At 71.6% G+C, this 16,643-nt stretch carries 13 protein-coding genes; 8 read left to right on the top strand and 5 right to left on the bottom strand.

The window, feature by feature from the left end:
- Window positions 1-83: 83 nt before the first annotated feature.
- Together FHS08_RS02180 and FHS08_RS02185 are read right to left on the bottom strand one after the other, a co-directional pair.
- Window positions 84-1,022, bottom strand: a complete 939-nt coding sequence (locus FHS08_RS02180; protein WP_167035059.1) for a carbohydrate ABC transporter permease — start codon at window positions 1,020-1,022, stop codon at window positions 84-86.
- Window positions 1,012-1,959 (bottom strand): carbohydrate ABC transporter permease, encoded by a 948-nt coding sequence (locus tag FHS08_RS02185; RefSeq protein WP_167035061.1) that lies wholly within the window; start codon window positions 1,957-1,959, stop codon window positions 1,012-1,014. Before FHS08_RS02185 ends, FHS08_RS02180 begins: the two co-directional genes overlap by 11 nt.
- 321 nt (window positions 1,960-2,280) lie before the next feature.
- On the opposite strand from FHS08_RS02185, the gene FHS08_RS02190 reads away from it, so the two are divergent.
- Genes FHS08_RS02190 through FHS08_RS02220 form a run of 7 tightly spaced genes read left to right on the top strand, consistent with a single transcriptional unit; the run spans window position 2,281 to window position 10,863 of the window.
- Window positions 2,281-3,345: a LacI family DNA-binding transcriptional regulator gene (locus FHS08_RS02190; RefSeq protein ID WP_167035063.1), complete on the top strand. Its 1,065-nt coding sequence runs from the start codon at window positions 2,281-2,283 to the stop codon at window positions 3,343-3,345.
- A gap of 7 nt (window positions 3,346-3,352) precedes the next feature.
- The gene (locus tag FHS08_RS02195; RefSeq protein ID WP_243847194.1) at window positions 3,353-5,698 is read left to right on the top strand and encodes a glycoside hydrolase family 3 N-terminal domain-containing protein; all 2,346 of its coding nucleotides are present in this window, start codon (window positions 3,353-3,355) and stop codon (window positions 5,696-5,698) included.
- Window positions 5,688-6,680 (top strand): sugar phosphate isomerase/epimerase family protein, encoded by a 993-nt coding sequence (locus tag FHS08_RS02200; RefSeq protein ID WP_167035065.1) that lies wholly within the window; start codon window positions 5,688-5,690, stop codon window positions 6,678-6,680. The genes FHS08_RS02195 and FHS08_RS02200 overlap by 11 nt, the downstream gene beginning before the upstream one ends.
- On the top strand, window positions 6,677-8,389 hold the full coding sequence (locus FHS08_RS02205; RefSeq protein ID WP_167035067.1) for a dihydroxyacetone kinase family protein: 1,713 nt from the start codon (window positions 6,677-6,679) through the stop codon (window positions 8,387-8,389). The genes FHS08_RS02200 and FHS08_RS02205 overlap by 4 nt, the downstream gene beginning before the upstream one ends.
- Window positions 8,386-8,862 carry a ribose-5-phosphate isomerase gene (locus tag FHS08_RS02210; RefSeq protein ID WP_167035070.1) on the top strand — a complete coding sequence of 159 codons (477 nt, stop codon included), beginning with the start codon at window positions 8,386-8,388 and terminating at the stop codon, window positions 8,860-8,862. Before FHS08_RS02205 ends, FHS08_RS02210 begins: the two co-directional genes overlap by 4 nt.
- Before the next feature lie 10 nt (window positions 8,863-8,872).
- Entirely contained in the window at window positions 8,873-9,823 is a 951-nt protein-coding gene (locus tag FHS08_RS02215) for a 3-hydroxyacyl-CoA dehydrogenase NAD-binding domain-containing protein (RefSeq protein WP_170283277.1), read from the top strand.
- Window positions 9,820-10,863, top strand: coding sequence for a Gfo/Idh/MocA family oxidoreductase (locus tag FHS08_RS02220; RefSeq protein ID WP_167035072.1), 1,044 nt, complete (start codon window positions 9,820-9,822; stop codon window positions 10,861-10,863). The genes FHS08_RS02215 and FHS08_RS02220 overlap by 4 nt, the downstream gene beginning before the upstream one ends.
- A 24-nt stretch (window positions 10,864-10,887) precedes the next feature.
- Here the strand turns inward: FHS08_RS02220 and FHS08_RS02225 are convergent, their stop codons facing one another.
- Window positions 10,888-11,973, bottom strand: coding sequence for a DNA glycosylase AlkZ-like family protein (locus tag FHS08_RS02225; protein ID WP_341800289.1), 1,086 nt, complete (start codon window positions 11,971-11,973; stop codon window positions 10,888-10,890).
- 58 nt (window positions 11,974-12,031) lie between these two features.
- Between FHS08_RS02225 and FHS08_RS02230 the strand changes: the two genes are divergently transcribed.
- Complete coding sequence (locus tag FHS08_RS02230) at window positions 12,032-12,328, top strand: DUF503 domain-containing protein (protein WP_167035075.1); 297 nt, start codon at window positions 12,032-12,034, stop codon at window positions 12,326-12,328.
- Between the two features lie 46 nt (window positions 12,329-12,374).
- Here FHS08_RS02230 and FHS08_RS02235 read toward each other — a convergent pair whose 3' ends face one another.
- Together FHS08_RS02235 and FHS08_RS02240 are read right to left on the bottom strand one after the other, a co-directional pair.
- Window positions 12,375-12,935, bottom strand: a complete 561-nt coding sequence (locus tag FHS08_RS02235; RefSeq protein WP_167035077.1) for an NYN domain-containing protein — start codon at window positions 12,933-12,935, stop codon at window positions 12,375-12,377.
- A gap of 237 nt (window positions 12,936-13,172) precedes the next feature.
- Window positions 13,173-16,643 carry a hypothetical protein gene (locus FHS08_RS02240; protein ID WP_167035079.1) on the bottom strand — a complete coding sequence of 1,157 codons (3,471 nt, stop codon included), beginning with the start codon at window positions 16,641-16,643 and terminating at the stop codon, window positions 13,173-13,175.

Raw genomic sequence — 16,643 nt, forward strand, 5'->3', positions numbered from 1 at the left:
CCTTTGCACTGTGTGCGGCGCAGGGTGCTCGATTGCGCCGCGAGGGTTCGACGGGACCGGCGCTCCCGCGCCGGGATCGGAGATCACTTGATCCCCGTCGTCGCGATCCCGCGGACCAGGTACTTCTGGCCGAACAGGAACACGACGAAGATCGGTATGAGGGTGACGGTCGACATCGCGAACAGCTCGCCCCACGAGCTCTCGCCCGTGTTGTCGACGAAGGATCGGAGGGCCACCGTCACGGTGTGGTTGTCGGGGTTGGTCAGGAAGATCAGCTGCGAGAAGAAGTCGTTCCACGTCCAGATGAACGTGAAGATCGCGGTCGTCGCGAGCGCCGGCACCGCGAGCGGCAGCATGATCTGCCAGTAGATGCGGATGTGTCCGGCTCCGTCGATGCGCGCCGCCTCGTCGAGCTCCTTCGGGATGCCGCGGAAGAACTGCACCATGAGGAAGATGAAGAACGCGTCGGTCGCGAGGAACTTCGGCACGATGAGCGGTAGGAAGGTGTTGATCCATCCGAGCTGCGCGAACAGCACGTATTGCGGAACGATGATGACGTGGATCGGCAGCATGATCGTGACGAGCATGATCGCGAACCACAGGTTCTTCGTGCGGAACTCGAGCCGCGCGAACGCGTAGGCGGCGAGCGAGCAGGCGATGAGGTTGCCGATCACCGACCCGAGCACGACCATGAGCGAGTTGACGATGAAGTGCCCGAACGGCCGGCTCAGGGCGTTCCAGCCGTCGATGTAGTTCCCGAAGTCGAGCTTGCTCGGGATGAGCGACGGATCGCGGAAGATGATCTCGTCCGGCTTGAAGGAGCTCGCGACCATCCACAGGAGCGGATAGATCATCGCGATCCCGAACACGATGAGCAGCACGTGCTTGCCCACGACCCGCCACGATGCGGGCCGGCGGAAGGTCGTGCGGGCCCGTCTCGTTCCCGGCGCGACGAGAGCGCGCGTCGTGGTCGTAGGCGTCTCGATCGTCCGGGTCTCAGTCGCGCGCGTTTCAGTCGTCATAGTGCACCCAGTACTTGGAGAAGAGGAAGTTGAGCGCGGTGAAGGCGCCGATGATGAGGAGGAGGATCCAGGCCATCGCGGACGCGTAGCCCATCCGCAGTCCGCCGAAGCCCTCCTGATAGAGGTAGAGCGTGTAGAACAGCGTCGAGTCCGCGGGTCCTCCCGTGCCGTTGCTGACGATGAACGCACCCGTGAAGCTCTGGAAGGCGCCGATCATCTGCAGCACGAGGTTGAAGAAGATGATGGGTGTCAGGAGCGGGAACGTGATGCTCCAGAACTGACGCCACTTGCCGGCCCCGTCGAGCGCCCCCGCCTCGTAGTACATGTCCGGGATCTGCCGCAGGCCCGCGAGGAAGATGACCATCGGCGAGCCGAACATCCACACGCCCAGGATGATGAGCGTTCCCAGCGCCGTGTCGGGATGGGCCACCCAGCCGGGCCCCTCGATCCCGAACACCGCGAGGAACTGGTTGATGAGCCCGTCCCGGCCGAACAGCTGACGCCACAGGATCGCGACCGCGACGCTTCCGCCGAGCAGCGAGGGCAGGTAATACACCGAGCGGTAGAACGAGAGCCCGCGAAGGCCCTTGTCGAGCACGAGCGCGAGGAAGAGCGCGAACGCGAGCTGCAGCGGGATCGCGATGGCGACGTACGTGAACGTCACCTGCAGCGACTTCCACCACCGGGCGTCGGCGAACATCTGGACGTAGTTCTGGATGCCGATCCACTGCGGGTTCGTCAGCAGGTCGAAGTCCGTGAACGACAGGTAGAGCGACGACACGAGCGGCCCTGCCGTGATGGCGAAGAGCCCGATGAACCACGGCCCCAGGAAGAAGAGCGCTATCGGGCCGTCGCGGCGCAGCCGCCGGCGACCCGCCTGGCGGACCTCGCGTCCGCCCGTGCGCCGGAGCGACGAGAGCTCCGAGAGGACGGACATCTCACGCGCTCCCGTCCGCCGCGCCACGGGCGCGATGCGCTCCCGCGGCTGCCCTCGCCCTTGTCTTCGTCATCGAATTGCCTCCCGATCTTCATTGATCGCCGCTGACGCGGCCGCCCTCAGACTCCACGAATATATTCGCAAACTGTCTGAGGATGTGGCTACGATAACGATTACATTCGGGGAACGTCAAGGACTATCTGCACGAGTCTGGTTCGCCCTTGCGATGGCACAGGCCGCAGGATGCGGGGAAACTCCGCTCTTGTGAGATCGCGGCATCCTGCCCTAAGCTCGCCGCAAAGCTTGCCGAAAGGTTTCGTGATGAAGAACGCAGACGCGTCAGAAGGCCGCGGGGACCGTCCTCGACGCGCGACGCTGTTCGACGTCGCCGAGCTCGCGGGCGTCTCGCAGCCGACCGTGTCCAAGGTCATCAACGGACACCCCGACATCTCCTTCGAGACCCGGGAGCGCGTGCAGCGCGCGCTCGACGAGGTCGGCTACACGAAGCGTCACGTCCGGCCGCCCACGACCACGCGCAGCGTCGAGGTCATGGTCGACCAGCTCGGCACGGCGTACGCCATGGAGGTCCTCCGCGGCGTGGCGCTGGCCGCCGAGACCGCGGACGTCGACGTCGTCGTGAGCCGCTTCCACCGTGCGGCGCCCGACTCCGGGTGGCTCGCCCCCGGCGACTGGGCCAAGCGCCTGGCCAGGGCAGGCCGCACGGGCGCGATCATCCTCACGGCGCAGCTGGGTCCCGGCCACATCGCGGGCCTGACGCAGGAACATCTCCCCGTCGTCGTCATCGACCCGCTCGACCTGACGAATCGCAACGTCCCGAGCGTCGGCTCGACGAACTGGGCCGGCGGCTACTCGGCGACCGAGCACCTGATCGCTCTCGGTCACACGCGCATCGGCGCGATGGGCGGCAGGCGCGAGTCGATCGCCGCCGTCGCACGCCTGCACGGGTTTCGCGCCGCCTGCGCATCGGCAGGGATCGCGGTCGACGAGGATCTCGTCCGCTTCGCGACGTTCGACTACGAAGCCGGGATCGAGGTCGGCGAGGAGTGGCTCGCGCGCGACGACCGCCCCACCGCGATCTTCGCGGCGAGCGACACGAGCGCGATGGGCATCCTCGAGGCGGCTCGCCGCCAGGGACTGAGCGTCCCCCGCGACCTCAGCGTCGTCGGCTACGACGACACGTACCTCGCGTCGTGGTCGACGCCCCCGCTCACGACCGTTCGCCAGCCGCTGTTCGACATGGGCGGCGTCGCGCTGCGCACGGTGCTCGACGCCGCCGAGGGCCGCGAGCCCGCGTCGCGCCACATCGAGCTCGCCACGACCCTCGTCGTCCGCGGCACCACGGCGGCACCCGGGAAGGAAGCCTGACACCGAGATGTCGACATCCCACACGTGGGCGCGGGAGCCCACGCCTGGCGGCATGCCGCCGTGGCGGAACACGGAGCTGTCCGTCGAGGAGCGCGCAGACGCCCTCCTGGCGGCCCTCACCCTCGACGAGAAGGTCGCGCAGCTCGGCAGCTTCTGGGACGACAAGCGCGGCGCGGGAGAGGTCATCGCTCCCATGCAGGACGTCTTCTCCGACGGCCGGCCGCCCTTCGAGCACGTCGTGCGCGACGGCATCGGGCACCTCACGCGCGTGTTCGGCACGACGCCCGTCACGGCGGCCGACGGGGTGCGCAAGCTCCAGGCCGCACAGCGGCACGTCGCCGGGGCGAGCAGGCTCGGCATCCCCGCCATCGCGCATGAGGAGTGCCTCACGGGCTTCACGACGCTCGGCGCGACCGTCTATCCCGCGCCGCTGTCGTGGGGCGCGACGTTCCACCCCGAGCTCGTCGAGCAGCTGGGCCGCGCGATCGGCGACGACCTGCGCGCCGTCGGCGTGCATCAGGGCCTCGCTCCCGTGCTGGACGTCACCCGGGACTACCGGTGGGGCCGCACGGAGGAGACGATCGCCGAGGACCCGTACCTCGTCGCGACCATCGGCTCCGCGTTCGTGCGAGGGGTCGAGTCGGCCGGGGTGGTCGCAACGCTCAAGCACTTCACCGGGTACTCGGCGTCGCAGGGGGGCCGCAACCACGCTCCCGTGTCAGCCGGACCGCGGGAGGTCGCCGACGTGCTCCTGCCGCCCTTCGAGCACGCGCTGCGCGAAGGCGGAGCACGGTCGGTCATGAACTCGTACGCAGAGGTCGACGGCGTCCCCGCCGCCGCCGACGAGCGGCTCCTGACGGGGCTCCTCCGCGAGGAGTGGGGCTTCGAGGGCACCGTCGTGTCGGACTACTGGGCCATCCCGTTCCTCAAGGCCAAGCACGGCGTCGCCGAGACGGTCGACGACGCCGCGGCGCTCGCCCTCGTCGCCGGGATGGACGTCGAGCTCCCCGACATGGGCGCGTTCGGCGGGCTTCCCGGACTCGTCCGCGCGGGCCGGGTCTCCGAGGACCTCGTCGATCGCGCGGCCCGCCGCATCCTCAGGCAGAAGATCGAGCTCGGGCTTCTCGACCCCGACTGGGAGCCGGGCGGCGACCCCGACGCCGACCTCGACTCGCCGCGCAACCGCGCGCTCGCGCGCGTTCTCGCGGAGGAGTCCGTCGTGCTCCTGGAGAACCGGACGCACGTCCTGCCGATCACGGCGGCGCCCCCGCGCGTCGCGGTGATCGGTCCGACCGCGGCGGACGTGCGCGCGCTGCTCGGCTGCTACTCGTATCCGAACCACGTGCTGCCGCGGCATCCCGAGCTCGCGCCTGGTCTTCCGGTCGTGAGCCTCGCGCACGCCCTCGCGGCGGAGTTCCCCGCATCCGCGCTGACCGTCGCGGACGGCGTGCCCCTCAAGGACCGCGACCGGTCGGGCATCCCGGCGGCCGTCGACGCGGCGCGTGCGGCCGACCTCGTCGTCGCCGTCGTCGGCGACAGGGCGGGCATGTTCGGCAAGGGGACCTCGGGCGAGGGCTGCGACGCCGCCGACCTCGAGCTGCCCGGCGTTCAGGGCGAGCTCCTGGAGGCCCTCCTCGAGACGGGAACGCCCGTCGTCGTCGTCGTCCTCTCCGGTCGTCCGTACGCGATCGAGCGATTCCGCGCCCGCGCGGCCGCTCTCGTGCAGGCCTTCATGCCGGGCGTCGAGGGCGCGCAGGCCATCGCCGGCGTCCTGTCGGGACGCGTCGCGCCGAGCGGGCGCCTTCCCGTCGAGATCCCGCGGTCCAGCGCGGGAATGCCGCACACCTACCTCGGTCCCGCGCTGCGCCACGACGGCGAGCGGATCAGCAACATCGAGGTCGCTCCCTCCTTCCCGTTCGGCCATGGGCTGACCTATACGACGTTCGAGATGGGCGGGCTCGAGCTCTCGAGCGATCTCGTGCCGACCGACGGCGACGTGGCCGCTCGCGTGCGCGTGCGCAACACGGGCGATCGCGCCGGAGCCGCCGTCGTGCAGCTGTACGCGAGCGACCCCGTCGCGACCGTGACGCGACCCGTCGTCGAGCTCATCGGCTATCGCCGCGTCGAGCTCGCTCCCGGCGCAGAGGCGGTCGTGGAGTTCCGCGCCCACGCCGACCGGTTCTCGTTCACGGGCATCGCCGGCCACCGCGTCGTCGAACCGGGACTCATCCACCTCGAGGCGGGGCTCTCCAGCGGGGACCGACCCGCGCGCGCGAGCTTCCGCTTCACCGGACCCACCCGCCGCGTCCCCGCGCGGCGCATCCTCACGACGGAGGCCGACGTTGTCCCCTGATCGCTTCACCGCCCGGACGTGGCCCATCGCGGCCGCGACGCTCTACTTCGCGGGACCGGGCGCGCTCGACGTGCACGCGGCGCCCGCCGAGGAGTGGGATGCCGTGTTCGCCGACATCGCGCGCGCCGGCTTCGACCACGTCGACCTCACCGACGGGTGGCTGCGCCCTGCCGACCTCGACGCCGAGCGCCACGAGGAGCTCCTTGCGGCGGCGCACGGCCGGGGCCTCGGTCTCGCGTCGGTCTCGGCGATCCGCCGGAGCGTCATAGACCGCGCGCACGGCGACGACAACCTCGCGTACAGCCACCGGACCCTCGATGCGGCGACCGCGCTCGGCATCCGCACCGTGTCGTTCGGCCTGCACCAGGCGCTGACGCCGCAGCAGAAGGAGCGGCTCTGGTTCTGGACCGCTCAGGGCCACGTCGACGACCCCGCCGACTGGGAGCTCGCCGTCGTCCGGCTGCGCGAGCTCGGCCGGCACGCCGAGGAGCTCGGCATCCTGATGTCGCTCGAGATGTACGAGGACACGTTCCTCGGCACGGCCGACTCGGCGGTGCGGCTCGTCGAGGACATCGGTCTGGACAGCGTCGGACTCAACCCCGACATCGGGAACCTCGTGCGGCTGCACCGGCCGATCGAGGACTGGCGCGAGCTCGTCGAGAAGACCGCTCCGTACACGAACTTCTGGCACGTCAAGAACTACGCCCGCGACGAGAACCCCGACCGCGACCACTACGCCGCGTTCCCCACGACGATGGAGGCGGGGCTCATCGACTATCGGTGGGCGGTGCGCCACGCGATCTCGCAGGGGTTCCAGGGCGTCATCTGCACGGAGAACTACGGGGGCGACGGCCTCGGCGTGTGCGCGGCGAACCGCGACTACCTGCGGCGACAGGTCCTGCCCCTCGACGCCGGCTACGCGAGCGCGCCCAGTCGCGTGCGTCAACTGAGCGACGCCCGCACGCGGGAGGGCACGCGATGACCCGTCTGCTCAATGCGGCGTCCGACTTCGTCGCCGAGGCGCTCGACGGCTTCGTCGCGCTGCATTCCGACCGCGTCGCCCGCGTCGACGGCGGCGTCGTGCGGGCGGACGGCGTGTCCGACGGCCAGGTCGCAGTCGTCGTCGGCGGAGGATCCGGGCACTACCCCGCCTTCGCGGGCGTCGTCGGCCCGGGCCTTGCGGCAGGCGCCGTATGCGGCCAGATCTTCACGTCGCCCTCCGCAGGTCAGGCGTACCGCGTCGCCCGCGCCGCCCAGTCCGGTGCCGGCGTCCTGTTCAGCTACGGCAACTACGCCGGCGACGTGCTGCACTTCGGTCAGGCGCAGGAGCGGCTGCGCGCCGAAGGGGTGGATGCCCGCACCGTCCTCGTGACGGACGACATCGCGAGCGCGCCCGCCGACGCGATCGAGAAGCGGCGCGGGATCGCGGGCGACTTCGTCGTCTTCAAGATCGCCGGCGCAGCGGCGGAGCGGGGCTGGACGCTCGACGAGGTCGAGCGGGTGGCGCGCGTCGCGAACGGGCGGACGAGATCGCTCGGCGTCGCGTTCGGCGGATGCACGTTCCCCGGCGCCGCCGAGCCCCTGTTCACCGTGCCGGACGGGATGATGTCGATAGGGCTCGGCATCCACGGCGAGCCCGGCATCCGCGACGTGCCGTCGTGCACGGCTGACGAGCTCGCGACCCATCTGCTGGACCCGCTCCTGGCCGACGTGCCTCCGGAGCGGGGCGACCGCGCCGTCGTCCTCGTCAACGGACTGGGCACCGTCAAGTACGAGGAGCTGTTCATCCTCTACCGGGCCGTCGCCCAGCGCCTCACGGCGGAAGGCGTCACGATCGTGGAGCCCGAGGCCGGCGAGCTCGTCACGAGTCTCGACATGGCCGGCGCCTCCGTGACGCTCCTGTGGCTCACACCCGAGCTGGAGTCCCTGTGGACGGATGCCGCGGACTCCCCCGCGTACCGCAAGGGCGCCGTCGCGCCCCGGCGGGGGCCCGGCCGCCGCGTCGAGCTCGCCGCGCGGACCCACGCCGCGCCCGACGCGAGCGAGGAGTCCCGCGCCGCCGCCGGCGTCGCGCTGGAGCTCCTCCGCGCCGCGCAATCGACGCTGCACGCGCATGCCGACGAGCTCGGACGCATCGACGCGTACGCGGGCGACGGCGACCACGGCGTCGGCATGACCCGCGGGATCGACGCGGCCGTCGCCGCGGCCGTCGCGACCCGACACGCAGGGCTCGCGGCGACGCTGGCGGCGGCGGGAGACGCGTGGAGCGAGGAGGCCGGCGGCACGTCGGGCGCCCTCTGGGGAGCCGCGCTGCACGCCATCGGCGGGGCGCTCGACGCGGCACCGCACACGACGACCGGCGCGGCCGTCGCAGCGCGCGCGGCGCTCGACCGGATCGTGGCCCTGGGCGGCGCACGACCCGGAGACAAGACGATGGTGGACGCCCTCGTGCCGTATGTCGAGCGGCTCGAGGATGCCGCGGCGCACGATGCGCCGCCCGCACAGGCTCTCGCGGACGCCGCGGATGCCGCGACCGCCGCCGCAGCGGCGACCTCCGAGCTCGCGCCCCGGCTCGGGCGCGCGCGCCCGCTCGCCGCGAAGAGCATCGGGCACCCCGACGCGGGCGCGACCTCCCTCGCCCTCATCACGACAGCGATCTCCACCACGGTCGCGGAAGGAGCACTCGCATGACCTCACCCGCCCCCGGCGGCTGGCGCATCGTCGTCGGATCCGACGACGCCGGCTTCGAGTACAAGTCGGCCCTCAAGGCGCAGCTGCTCGCGGACGCCCGCGTCGCGGAGGTCGTCGACGTCGGCGTCGGCAGCGACGAGCACACCGACTATCCCCTCGTCGCGGTCGAGGCCGCGACCCGGGTCGCCCGGGGCGAGGCCGACCGCGCCCTCCTCGTGTGCGGGACGGGGCTGGGCGTCGCGATCAGCGCGAACAAGGTCTCGGGCATCCGGGCGGTGACGGCGCACGACAGCTACTCGGTCGAGCGCAGCGTCCTGAGCAACAACGCGCAGGTGCTCACGATGGGCCAGCGCGTGATCGGCCTCGAGCTCGCCAAGAGGCTCGTGTCCGAGTGGCTCGACTACCGCTTCGACCCCCGATCCAGCTCCGCGGCGAAGGTCGCGGCCATTCCCGACTCTCCGGTCCAGATCTGAAAGGCACACCGTGAGCATCATCGCCATCGTCGGCTCGGGCTACATGGGCGGAGGCATCGCGCAGCTGTTCGCGCGCGCCGGCCACGAGGTCCGCCTCGCCGACGTCTCGCACGACATCGCCGCATCCAACCTCGCCCGCATCGTCCAGGAGGCGCGCGACTTCCAGGCCGAAGGGCTCTTCGCGCCGGGCTCCGCCGATGCCGTGGCCGCTCATGTCACGGCCGCACAGTCGATCGAGGATGCCGTGGCCGGCGCCGACTTCATCGAAGAGGCCGTGCCCGAGATCATCGACGTCAAGCACGCGACGCTGCGCCGCATCAGCGCCGCAGCCCCCACGGCGACGATCGGGAGCAACACGTCCACGATCCGCATCGAGCTCCTCGCCGGTGCCGTCGAGAACCCCGGACGGTTCTTTGGCGTGCACTTCTCGAACCCCGCGCCGTTCATCCCCGGCGTCGAGGTCATCCCGCACCCTGGCACCGACCCCGACCGCATCCCGCCCGTCGAGGAGCTCCTGCGCGGAATCGGCAAGACGCCCGCGCGCGTGACCGATGCGACGGGGTTCGTGCTCAATCGCCTGCAGTACGCGCTGTTCCACGAGGCGACGCAGCTCGTCGACGAGGGCGTCGCCTCGACGGAGGACATCGACGCGATCGTCCGCACGACCTTCGGGTTCCGCCTGCCGTTCTTCGGCCCGTTCGCGATCGCCGACATGGCGGGGCTCGACGTCTACGCGTTCTGCTACAGCTCCCTCCAGACCGAGTTCGCCGAGCGCTTCGCGACGCCCCCGTCGCTGTCGGCGCTCGTCGAGGCGGGCAGGCTCGGCACGAAGACGGGAGGCGGCTTCCGGGACGTCGCCGCCGACCGCATCCCCGAGCTCGTCGCGTACCGCAACCGCGCGTACGCGAAGATGCAGGCTCTCGTCGACGAGCTCGGTCCCTCGCCGTTCGACGAGCGATGACGGCACGCTTCGCCCTCGTCGGCACGGGCTTCCGCGCCCACGCCTTCGCGCGCGTCGCGGCGGCGCTGCCCGATCGGCTGCGCCTGGAGGGGGTCTTCGCACCCAGGACCGCGAGTGCGGGCGCGGCGTTCGCGGCCGAGTGGGGGGTGACGGCGTGGTCCTCGCTCGACGGGCTCGCGGCATCCCGCCCCGACTTCGCCGTCGTGTCCGTCCATGCCTCGGCGACCCCCGCACTGCTCGCCGCGCTCGCGGAGCGCGGGATCCCCGTGCTGACGGAGACGCCTCTCGCACCCCACGACGAGGCGATCGACGCGGCGCGAGCGCTCGAGCGCGCAGGAGCGCGCATCCAGGTCGCCGAGCAGTACCACCTCGAGCCCCTCATCGCAGCGCAGCTCGCGATCGTGCGCGGCGAGTACCTCGGCGACGTCTCCCAGGTCTGCGTGGCGGTCGCCCACGACTACCACGGCATCAGCGTCGGGCGGCTCCTGCTCGGCACCGGGCTCGAGCAGCCCCGCTCGATCACGGCGTTCCACATCCCGTCGCCGATCGTGGAGGGTCCGAGCCGCTCGGGAGATCCGCGGGAGGAGCGGGTCGTCACGACGACGCGCACGATCGCCGTGCTCGAGTTCGACGGCGCCGTGCTGCAGTACGACTTCGACGACCAGCAGTACCGGTCGTGGATCCGCTCGCCGAGCGTCCTCGTGCGGGGCAGCCGCGGCGAGCTGCGCGACACGCGCGTGCGCTATCTCGCGTCGTTCGACCGTCCCGTCGTCAGCGACCTCGTGCGCCTCGAGACCGGCGGCGCCGGCAACCACGAGGGCATGTTCCTTCGCGGGTACAGCTTCGAGGGGATGTCGCTCTCGGCGAACGAGTTCGCGCCCGCCCGTCTCGCCGACGACGAGATCTCCCTGGCCCGCATCCTCGTCGCGATGCACCGCTACGTCGAGGGCGGCGAAGCGCCGTACTCCATCGATCAGGCCGCGTACGATCAGCAGCTCGCGACCGCGATCCACCGCGCCGCCCGACGAGACGGCGCCTGACGCCGAGCCGGAGAACGGTCCGCGTCAGGCCAGTCCCGCGACCGCCACGCCGAGCCACTCCCCCAGCGCATCGATCTCCGCGCGCACCATCTCGGTCTCCTCCGGCTCGAACGCAACGAGCTCGTGCACGGCGTTGACCCGCAGCACGTCGTGCGCGCGGTCGAGCTCGGCATCCAGCATCCCGACGAAGCGATCGCCCATGAGGATCGGATGCGCGAAGAAGCCGTAGACCCGCTGGGACTTGGGCTTGAACTGCTCCAGCACATAGGTGAAGTCGAAGAGCTCGGTCAGGCGGGCCCGATCGAACAGCAGGCTGTCGTACGGATTGAGGAACGCCACTCTGCCTCCGTCGTCCTCCCGCTCGAGCGCGGCGATCGCCTCCGGATCGACGCGGAACCGCCACTCGCTGCCCTCGACCACGGCAGGCTCCCCCGTCGTCTTCGCGACGCCGCTCCAGTACCTGTGCGGGCGCGTGATGCCTGCAGCCTGCAGGCGGCGCTCCGCCAGCAGAGCGGACGCCTCCTCCGCGCCGTACTCGGGCATGTCGTGCGGGTAGGCGCGCTCTGCGAGGTCCCACCGGCGATGCCGGCCCTCGCGGCCGACGATGGCGGTGACGCCCAGCCGCGAGAGGAGATCGAGCATGATCGGGACCTGATTCGACCCCGACCACCCGTCCGGCGCGCGGCTGACCTGCGCGGTGTCGGGGATGTCGCTCGCCAGGAGCGGGCCCTCGGCCCTCAGCCGGGCCAGGACGTCCCCGCGGAAGCGGTCGTTCGCCTGCAGCCACTCCTTGGTGCTCTCGCGCAGGGGCCGCGAGCGCATGCCCGGGAGCATGAGGGGCAGCATGCTCACAGGGCGGAACGCGCCGTCGAGCTCGAACAGCAGCCGGTCGGTCTCGACGGCCTTCTGCAGCTGACCCGGCTCGTACGACCACCCGATGCGCGACCACAGGACGGTCTGCTCGCACGGTGCGATCGTCGCGGTGGGATCGATCTTGATGTAGCCGAGCTGTTCCGCGACCTCGACGACGTCGCCGGGCCGTTCGGCGTCCAGCAGCTGCGCGCGCACGACGATCCGCCGTGCCTGGTCTCGCGTGAGCCGATGCGTCACGGAGTCGAGCGTAGCGGCGAGCACCGACGGCCGCCCGGCGCGTGGCAGACTCGCCTCGATGTGGATCGGGTGGATCGAGTTCGACGTGCTCCTGGGCGATGTGCACTCGCTGAAGCAGAAGCGCAGCATCCTTCGCCCGCTCATGTCCGATCTCGGCAGGCGCGCGGAGGCGGCCGTCGCGGAGGTCGGCGCCAACGATCTGCACCGGCGCGCCGCGATCGGGGTGTCCGTCGTCGCGCGCGAGGCGTCGCACGTGCGAGACGTGCTCGATCGCGCCGACCGCCTGCTGTCGGAGGAGCACCCCGAGATCACGGTGCTGTCGACGCGGCGCGGGCTTCACTCGAGCGACGACTGATATGGCGCGCGGAGCGGGATGCCCCGACCCGCGCAGATCGGCAGGCTCAGGCGTCGAGGAAGGTCGTGGGGTCGAACTCCTCGATGGGGATCACGCGGATGCGCGGCAGCGGTGCGTCGAAGACGCGCGCGTCGTACTCGAGGTCGAACTTCTGCAGCCCAGTGAGGGCGGCGAACCCGGTGTTGCGGAACTCCGTGAAGGCGAGCAGGCCCACGCGCCGACGGCCGTCGATGAGCGCCGCGACGCTGTCGAGGAAGTCGCCGTCGTGGCTGACGAGCATGACGTCGGCGCTCCGGCCGACGAGCGCCTGGAGCGTGCGCTCGATCGCGATGTCGACGACCTTGTCTTCGGCGCTGCCCGACAGCAGCACGACTTCGTAGTCCATCGCCTTGAGCGCCTGGACGAAGGTCGTCGGGATGCCGGACGACGCGTTGATGAGGAAGACGCCGCGCGCCGTCTGGTTCCATGTGCGCGCGACGAACGTCAGCAGGCGATCCCAGCGCGGTCGCTCGTCGGGCTGAGGCCGCCGCCCGAGGATGGACGAGCCGAGCGTGACGTCGATGTTCTCGCCGTCGATCAGCACCCACGTGACGCGATCCCTGCTCACGCATCCCCCGATCCTGCGTCGTCGCCGCTTGCCCCGATCCTAGGGGGCGAGGCGTGCCGGCGCAGGCGGTCTCGCGCGTCCGCCCGCTCGGACATCCCGCCGCGGCGCGTCATCGCATCCTCGGGGCGTCGCGTCCTCGGGCCGTCGCGTCCTCGGGGCGTCGCGTCCTCGGGGCGTCGCGTGCGCGGGCGCCCCGATCCGGGGCGCGGCGATCGCGGGCGCCGACCCGGCCACTGCTCAGACACCCGAGTCCGTGTGGGGATCGCGCCTCGGCGGCGGATCGGCCGCCTGCGTCCGCGCGAGCTGGGAGTCGTCCCACAGGTGGATCGCCTTGATCGGCACGGGGCCGGCGATGTCGACGCGCCACGAGAGATCGACCGTCGCGCTGCCGTGGTCGGCGAACGGGACGATCTGCACGGGGGTGTCCTCCGCGTAGCGGAGGGTGCTCGCGAGCCGGGTCGGCAGGACGAGATGACTCTGCACGCGCTCGTGGTGTCGTTCGCGCAGCTCGACATCCGTCAGCACCGTCGCGCTCAGGGGAGTGATGGGATCACGGCGCCCCGCGAGCGAGCCGAGCAGGAACTCGTCCCACGGCACGTCCTGCCAGTCGGAGAGCCTGTCCGCGCCCCGCGTGATCGCGTGCAGCGGGTTGTCCATGACGGGCCGTACGCGGGGGCGTGCGCCGTGCGTGTCGTCCCGCTGGGCGGCCTTGACGAGCGCTTCGAGCCGCGGCCCCGCGACCCGCGTGAGGATCCCCTCGTCGTCGAGCGCCGCGAGGAGCATGCGACGCGTGTGGTTCGAGGCGTGGGGAAGGTCCTCGTCGAGCGTATGGAGGCCGAATGCGCTGGAGAGCGCGCCCCGCTCGATCGCGACCTCGGTCACGAGGGCTTCGAACGCCGCGTGGCGCCACCCCTTCACGACGAGATGCTCCGTCATGACGCCTCGAAGGCGCGCGGCCGCCGCGTGATCGTCATCCTGGATCGTCGCGATCTGCAGCGCGAACGGCATCGCACCGCGGGCGACGGTGTACTCGTCGCGCGCGCGCCACTGATCCGGGACGTTCCACGGGCGATGGATCGCACGCGAGAGCAGCACGAGCCAGTCGACCGTCTGACGGTGGAGCGATCCGAGGCGGACCGCTTCCTGACGCGCCTGCCGCGCGTTCCGACCCAGCTGAGAGAGCCTCACTCGCTGTACGTCGATGCGGCGCTGGAAGCGCGACCAGCCGACGTGATACGACACGAGAGCGCCGATCGTCACGACGACGACGATCGCCACGACGATCGCCGCCATCCACGACAGGAACCGATACGCGCCGTCGGGCGCGAAGTCGGGATCGCGCTGCGCGGCGCCCCCGACCGCGACGAAGCCGAGGACGATGAGCGCACCGGCGATCAGCCCGATCAGCCAGGTCACGAGGATCGTGCGGTGGAAGCGACGCCGAAGCGTGATGAGCTCGCCCGGCCGGGGCACGACCATGTGCTCGATCTGGTCCGACAGCTGCGCCGAGTGCTGCTCTGCCTCGCGGCGCTCGTGGGCGAGTCGCGTGAGAAGCCGCCAGACGAACGAGCGGTCCTGCGTCACTGCCCACGCATCGAAGGCGCGCACGCCGTCTGCGAGACGGTTCGCGTCGTCTGCCGCGGCCTCCAGCTCTTCGCGGGCGGCGTCGACCCTCATGCGAGCGGATGCCGTCACCGCTCTGTGCAGCGCCGACTCGGCCCGCGCGGCCGCGGGCGCCGTCTGCGCCGGGTGGGGCCCGTCGCCCATCGCCGCCCGGTCGCCGGCGGGGACTGGCGCGGTCGCGGGGCCCGGCGCCGCGGCTGGCGCGGTCGCGGGGCCCGGCGCCGCGGCGGACGACGTGGCGGCGCTGGGCGCGGACGCCACGTCGCGGTTCGCGGCCGCCGACTCGGATGAGGTGGCAGGGCGCGCGACCGACGCGGCGTCGGGCAGCGGGTCTGCCGAACCTGCCGACGGCGCGGGATCCGGGGCGTGGGCTGACGTCGGATCCGTCACGTCGGCCGACGGCGCGAGATCCCGACGCTGCGCCGTGCCCGGGTCTGCCGAACCAGCCGACGGCGCGGGATCCGGGCGCGCGGCCGGGCCGGCGCCCGCGTTCGGCGCCGCAGGGAACGGCGGCTCGGGAACGGAGCGCTCCGCGTGCGCGAGCTCGGCGGTGGCGTCGGACAGCGAGCGCTCAGCGTCGAGTCGCCGGTCGAGTCCGTGCTCCGCGGCGGCGACGAGGCGCTCTCGCGGGTCTTCCAGCGCCAGGACGTACCAGTCGACCCGCTCGGGGAAGTCTGCGGGGACGAGCTCCCTGGGGGCGACCCACGGGTCGTCCGGGAGCGCGAGGACATCGCTCACCCTCCCGAAGATCGGCACGACGTCCTCCACGGGCGCGAACCCCAGGCCGCTCAGGTCGGCGCTGCCGTCGAGCGACCCGAAGACGAGCTCGCGAAGCCGCGCCCACAGCGCGGGGGTCGTACGCACGTGCGCGTGACCCGCGGGAGCGCTCGCCTCGGCGCGCGCCCTCCGCTCGTCGTCGGCGATGCGCTCGGCATCGGCGATCAGCGCCTGCTCGCGGACGTCGAACGCCTCCTGGTAGGCGTTGCCGACCAGGTCCGCGCCCTCGTCGGAGTGCAGCAGCCGCGTGGTCTGCCGATAGGTGCGCGACGTGATCGCGCGCCACGTCCACATCGGCATCCGTGCGATCTTGTCGACGCTGAACGAGAGGAATCTGCCGAGCTGACGCCAGAACCCGACGCGGCGCTTGAGCGGCTCCTCGTCCTGCACCGGCTTCCGGAACGTCAGTGCGCCGTCGTCGAGCGACAGGGCGCCCCGAACCATCTCGTCGATGTATCCGCTGACATCGGCGTCGTCGATGAAGGCGGTGCCGGGGGGAGGCGCGCTGAGGCTCGGATCGACGAGCAGCGAGTCCGGGCGCGCGGCCTCCGCGAGCACATACGCGGCGGTCCGCCGGCCGAGGGACTCGGTCAGGACGGCGTTGACGAAGACGCGAGAGAGCCAGACGCTGCGATGACCCGACTCCTCGCGGCGCACGAGCTCGAAGCTGCCGGTCGGCACCCCGCTCCACAGCCCCGCGACGCTCGCGAGGTGCAGCAGCGTGAAGCCGACGAACCGCTCGTCGTCACGCACGAAGGCATCGCCCGACCACGGGCTCGATCGGTCCTCGGGAGAGGCGATCACCACGACTCCGTACTCGGATCCCGCCCAGTCGACGCGCTGCTTGAGCTGGAACTCCGTCGGGGCGCAGATGAGCGTCGCGTACTTGAGCTCTGCGGCCTGGTCGACGATCGGGGCGCCGGGGTTCGGCATCGGCATCGACTTGCGGACGTACTCGCGCACGCGCTCGGCGATGAGGTCCTGCTGCTCGTCGAGCTCGCGCGAGGGCGCGGCCGAGCGCAGCTTCACGAGCCGCACGACGGTGAGCGCCTCGCGCGCGAGCGCCTCGAACAGATCGACCTCGATGCGCGCGATCTCGAGGTCGGCGCCCAGGCCCAGCACGACGGCGACGATGCGGGGCGGACCGGACGAGGTCTGGGCCACGCGTTCGGGCTGCACCCAGAGCGCGGGTCCGAGCAGCCCCATCTTGGTCCACTGCGCGGCGAGGGCGAGGATGCTCTCGCCCTGCTCGCCGCTCGGGATAAGGACGATGCTGGCTTTGGCGTCCGGCCAGAAGCGGTCGGACAC

Origin of the sequence: Microbacterium ulmi, assembly GCF_011759705.1 — a bacterium.
Classification (GTDB): domain Bacteria; phylum Actinomycetota; class Actinomycetes; order Actinomycetales; family Microbacteriaceae; genus Microbacterium; species Microbacterium ulmi.

Coding starts and splice junctions, on each gene's coding strand:
- FHS08_RS02180 (WP_167035059.1), bottom strand. CDS start 1,022: ATGACGACTGAAACGCGCGCGACTGAGACCCGGACGATCGAGACGCCT.
- FHS08_RS02185 (WP_167035061.1), bottom strand. CDS start 1,959: ATGTCCGTCCTCTCGGAGCTCTCGTCGCTCCGGCGCACGGGCGGACGC.
- FHS08_RS02190 (WP_167035063.1), top strand. CDS start 2,281: ATGAAGAACGCAGACGCGTCAGAAGGCCGCGGGGACCGTCCTCGACGC.
- FHS08_RS02195 (WP_243847194.1), top strand. CDS start 3,353: ATGTCGACATCCCACACGTGGGCGCGGGAGCCCACGCCTGGCGGCATG.
- FHS08_RS02205 (WP_167035067.1), top strand. CDS start 6,677: ATGACCCGTCTGCTCAATGCGGCGTCCGACTTCGTCGCCGAGGCGCTC.
- FHS08_RS02210 (WP_167035070.1), top strand. CDS start 8,386: ATGACCTCACCCGCCCCCGGCGGCTGGCGCATCGTCGTCGGATCCGAC.
- FHS08_RS02220 (WP_167035072.1), top strand. CDS start 9,820: ATGACGGCACGCTTCGCCCTCGTCGGCACGGGCTTCCGCGCCCACGCC.
- FHS08_RS02230 (WP_167035075.1), top strand. CDS start 12,032: ATGTGGATCGGGTGGATCGAGTTCGACGTGCTCCTGGGCGATGTGCAC.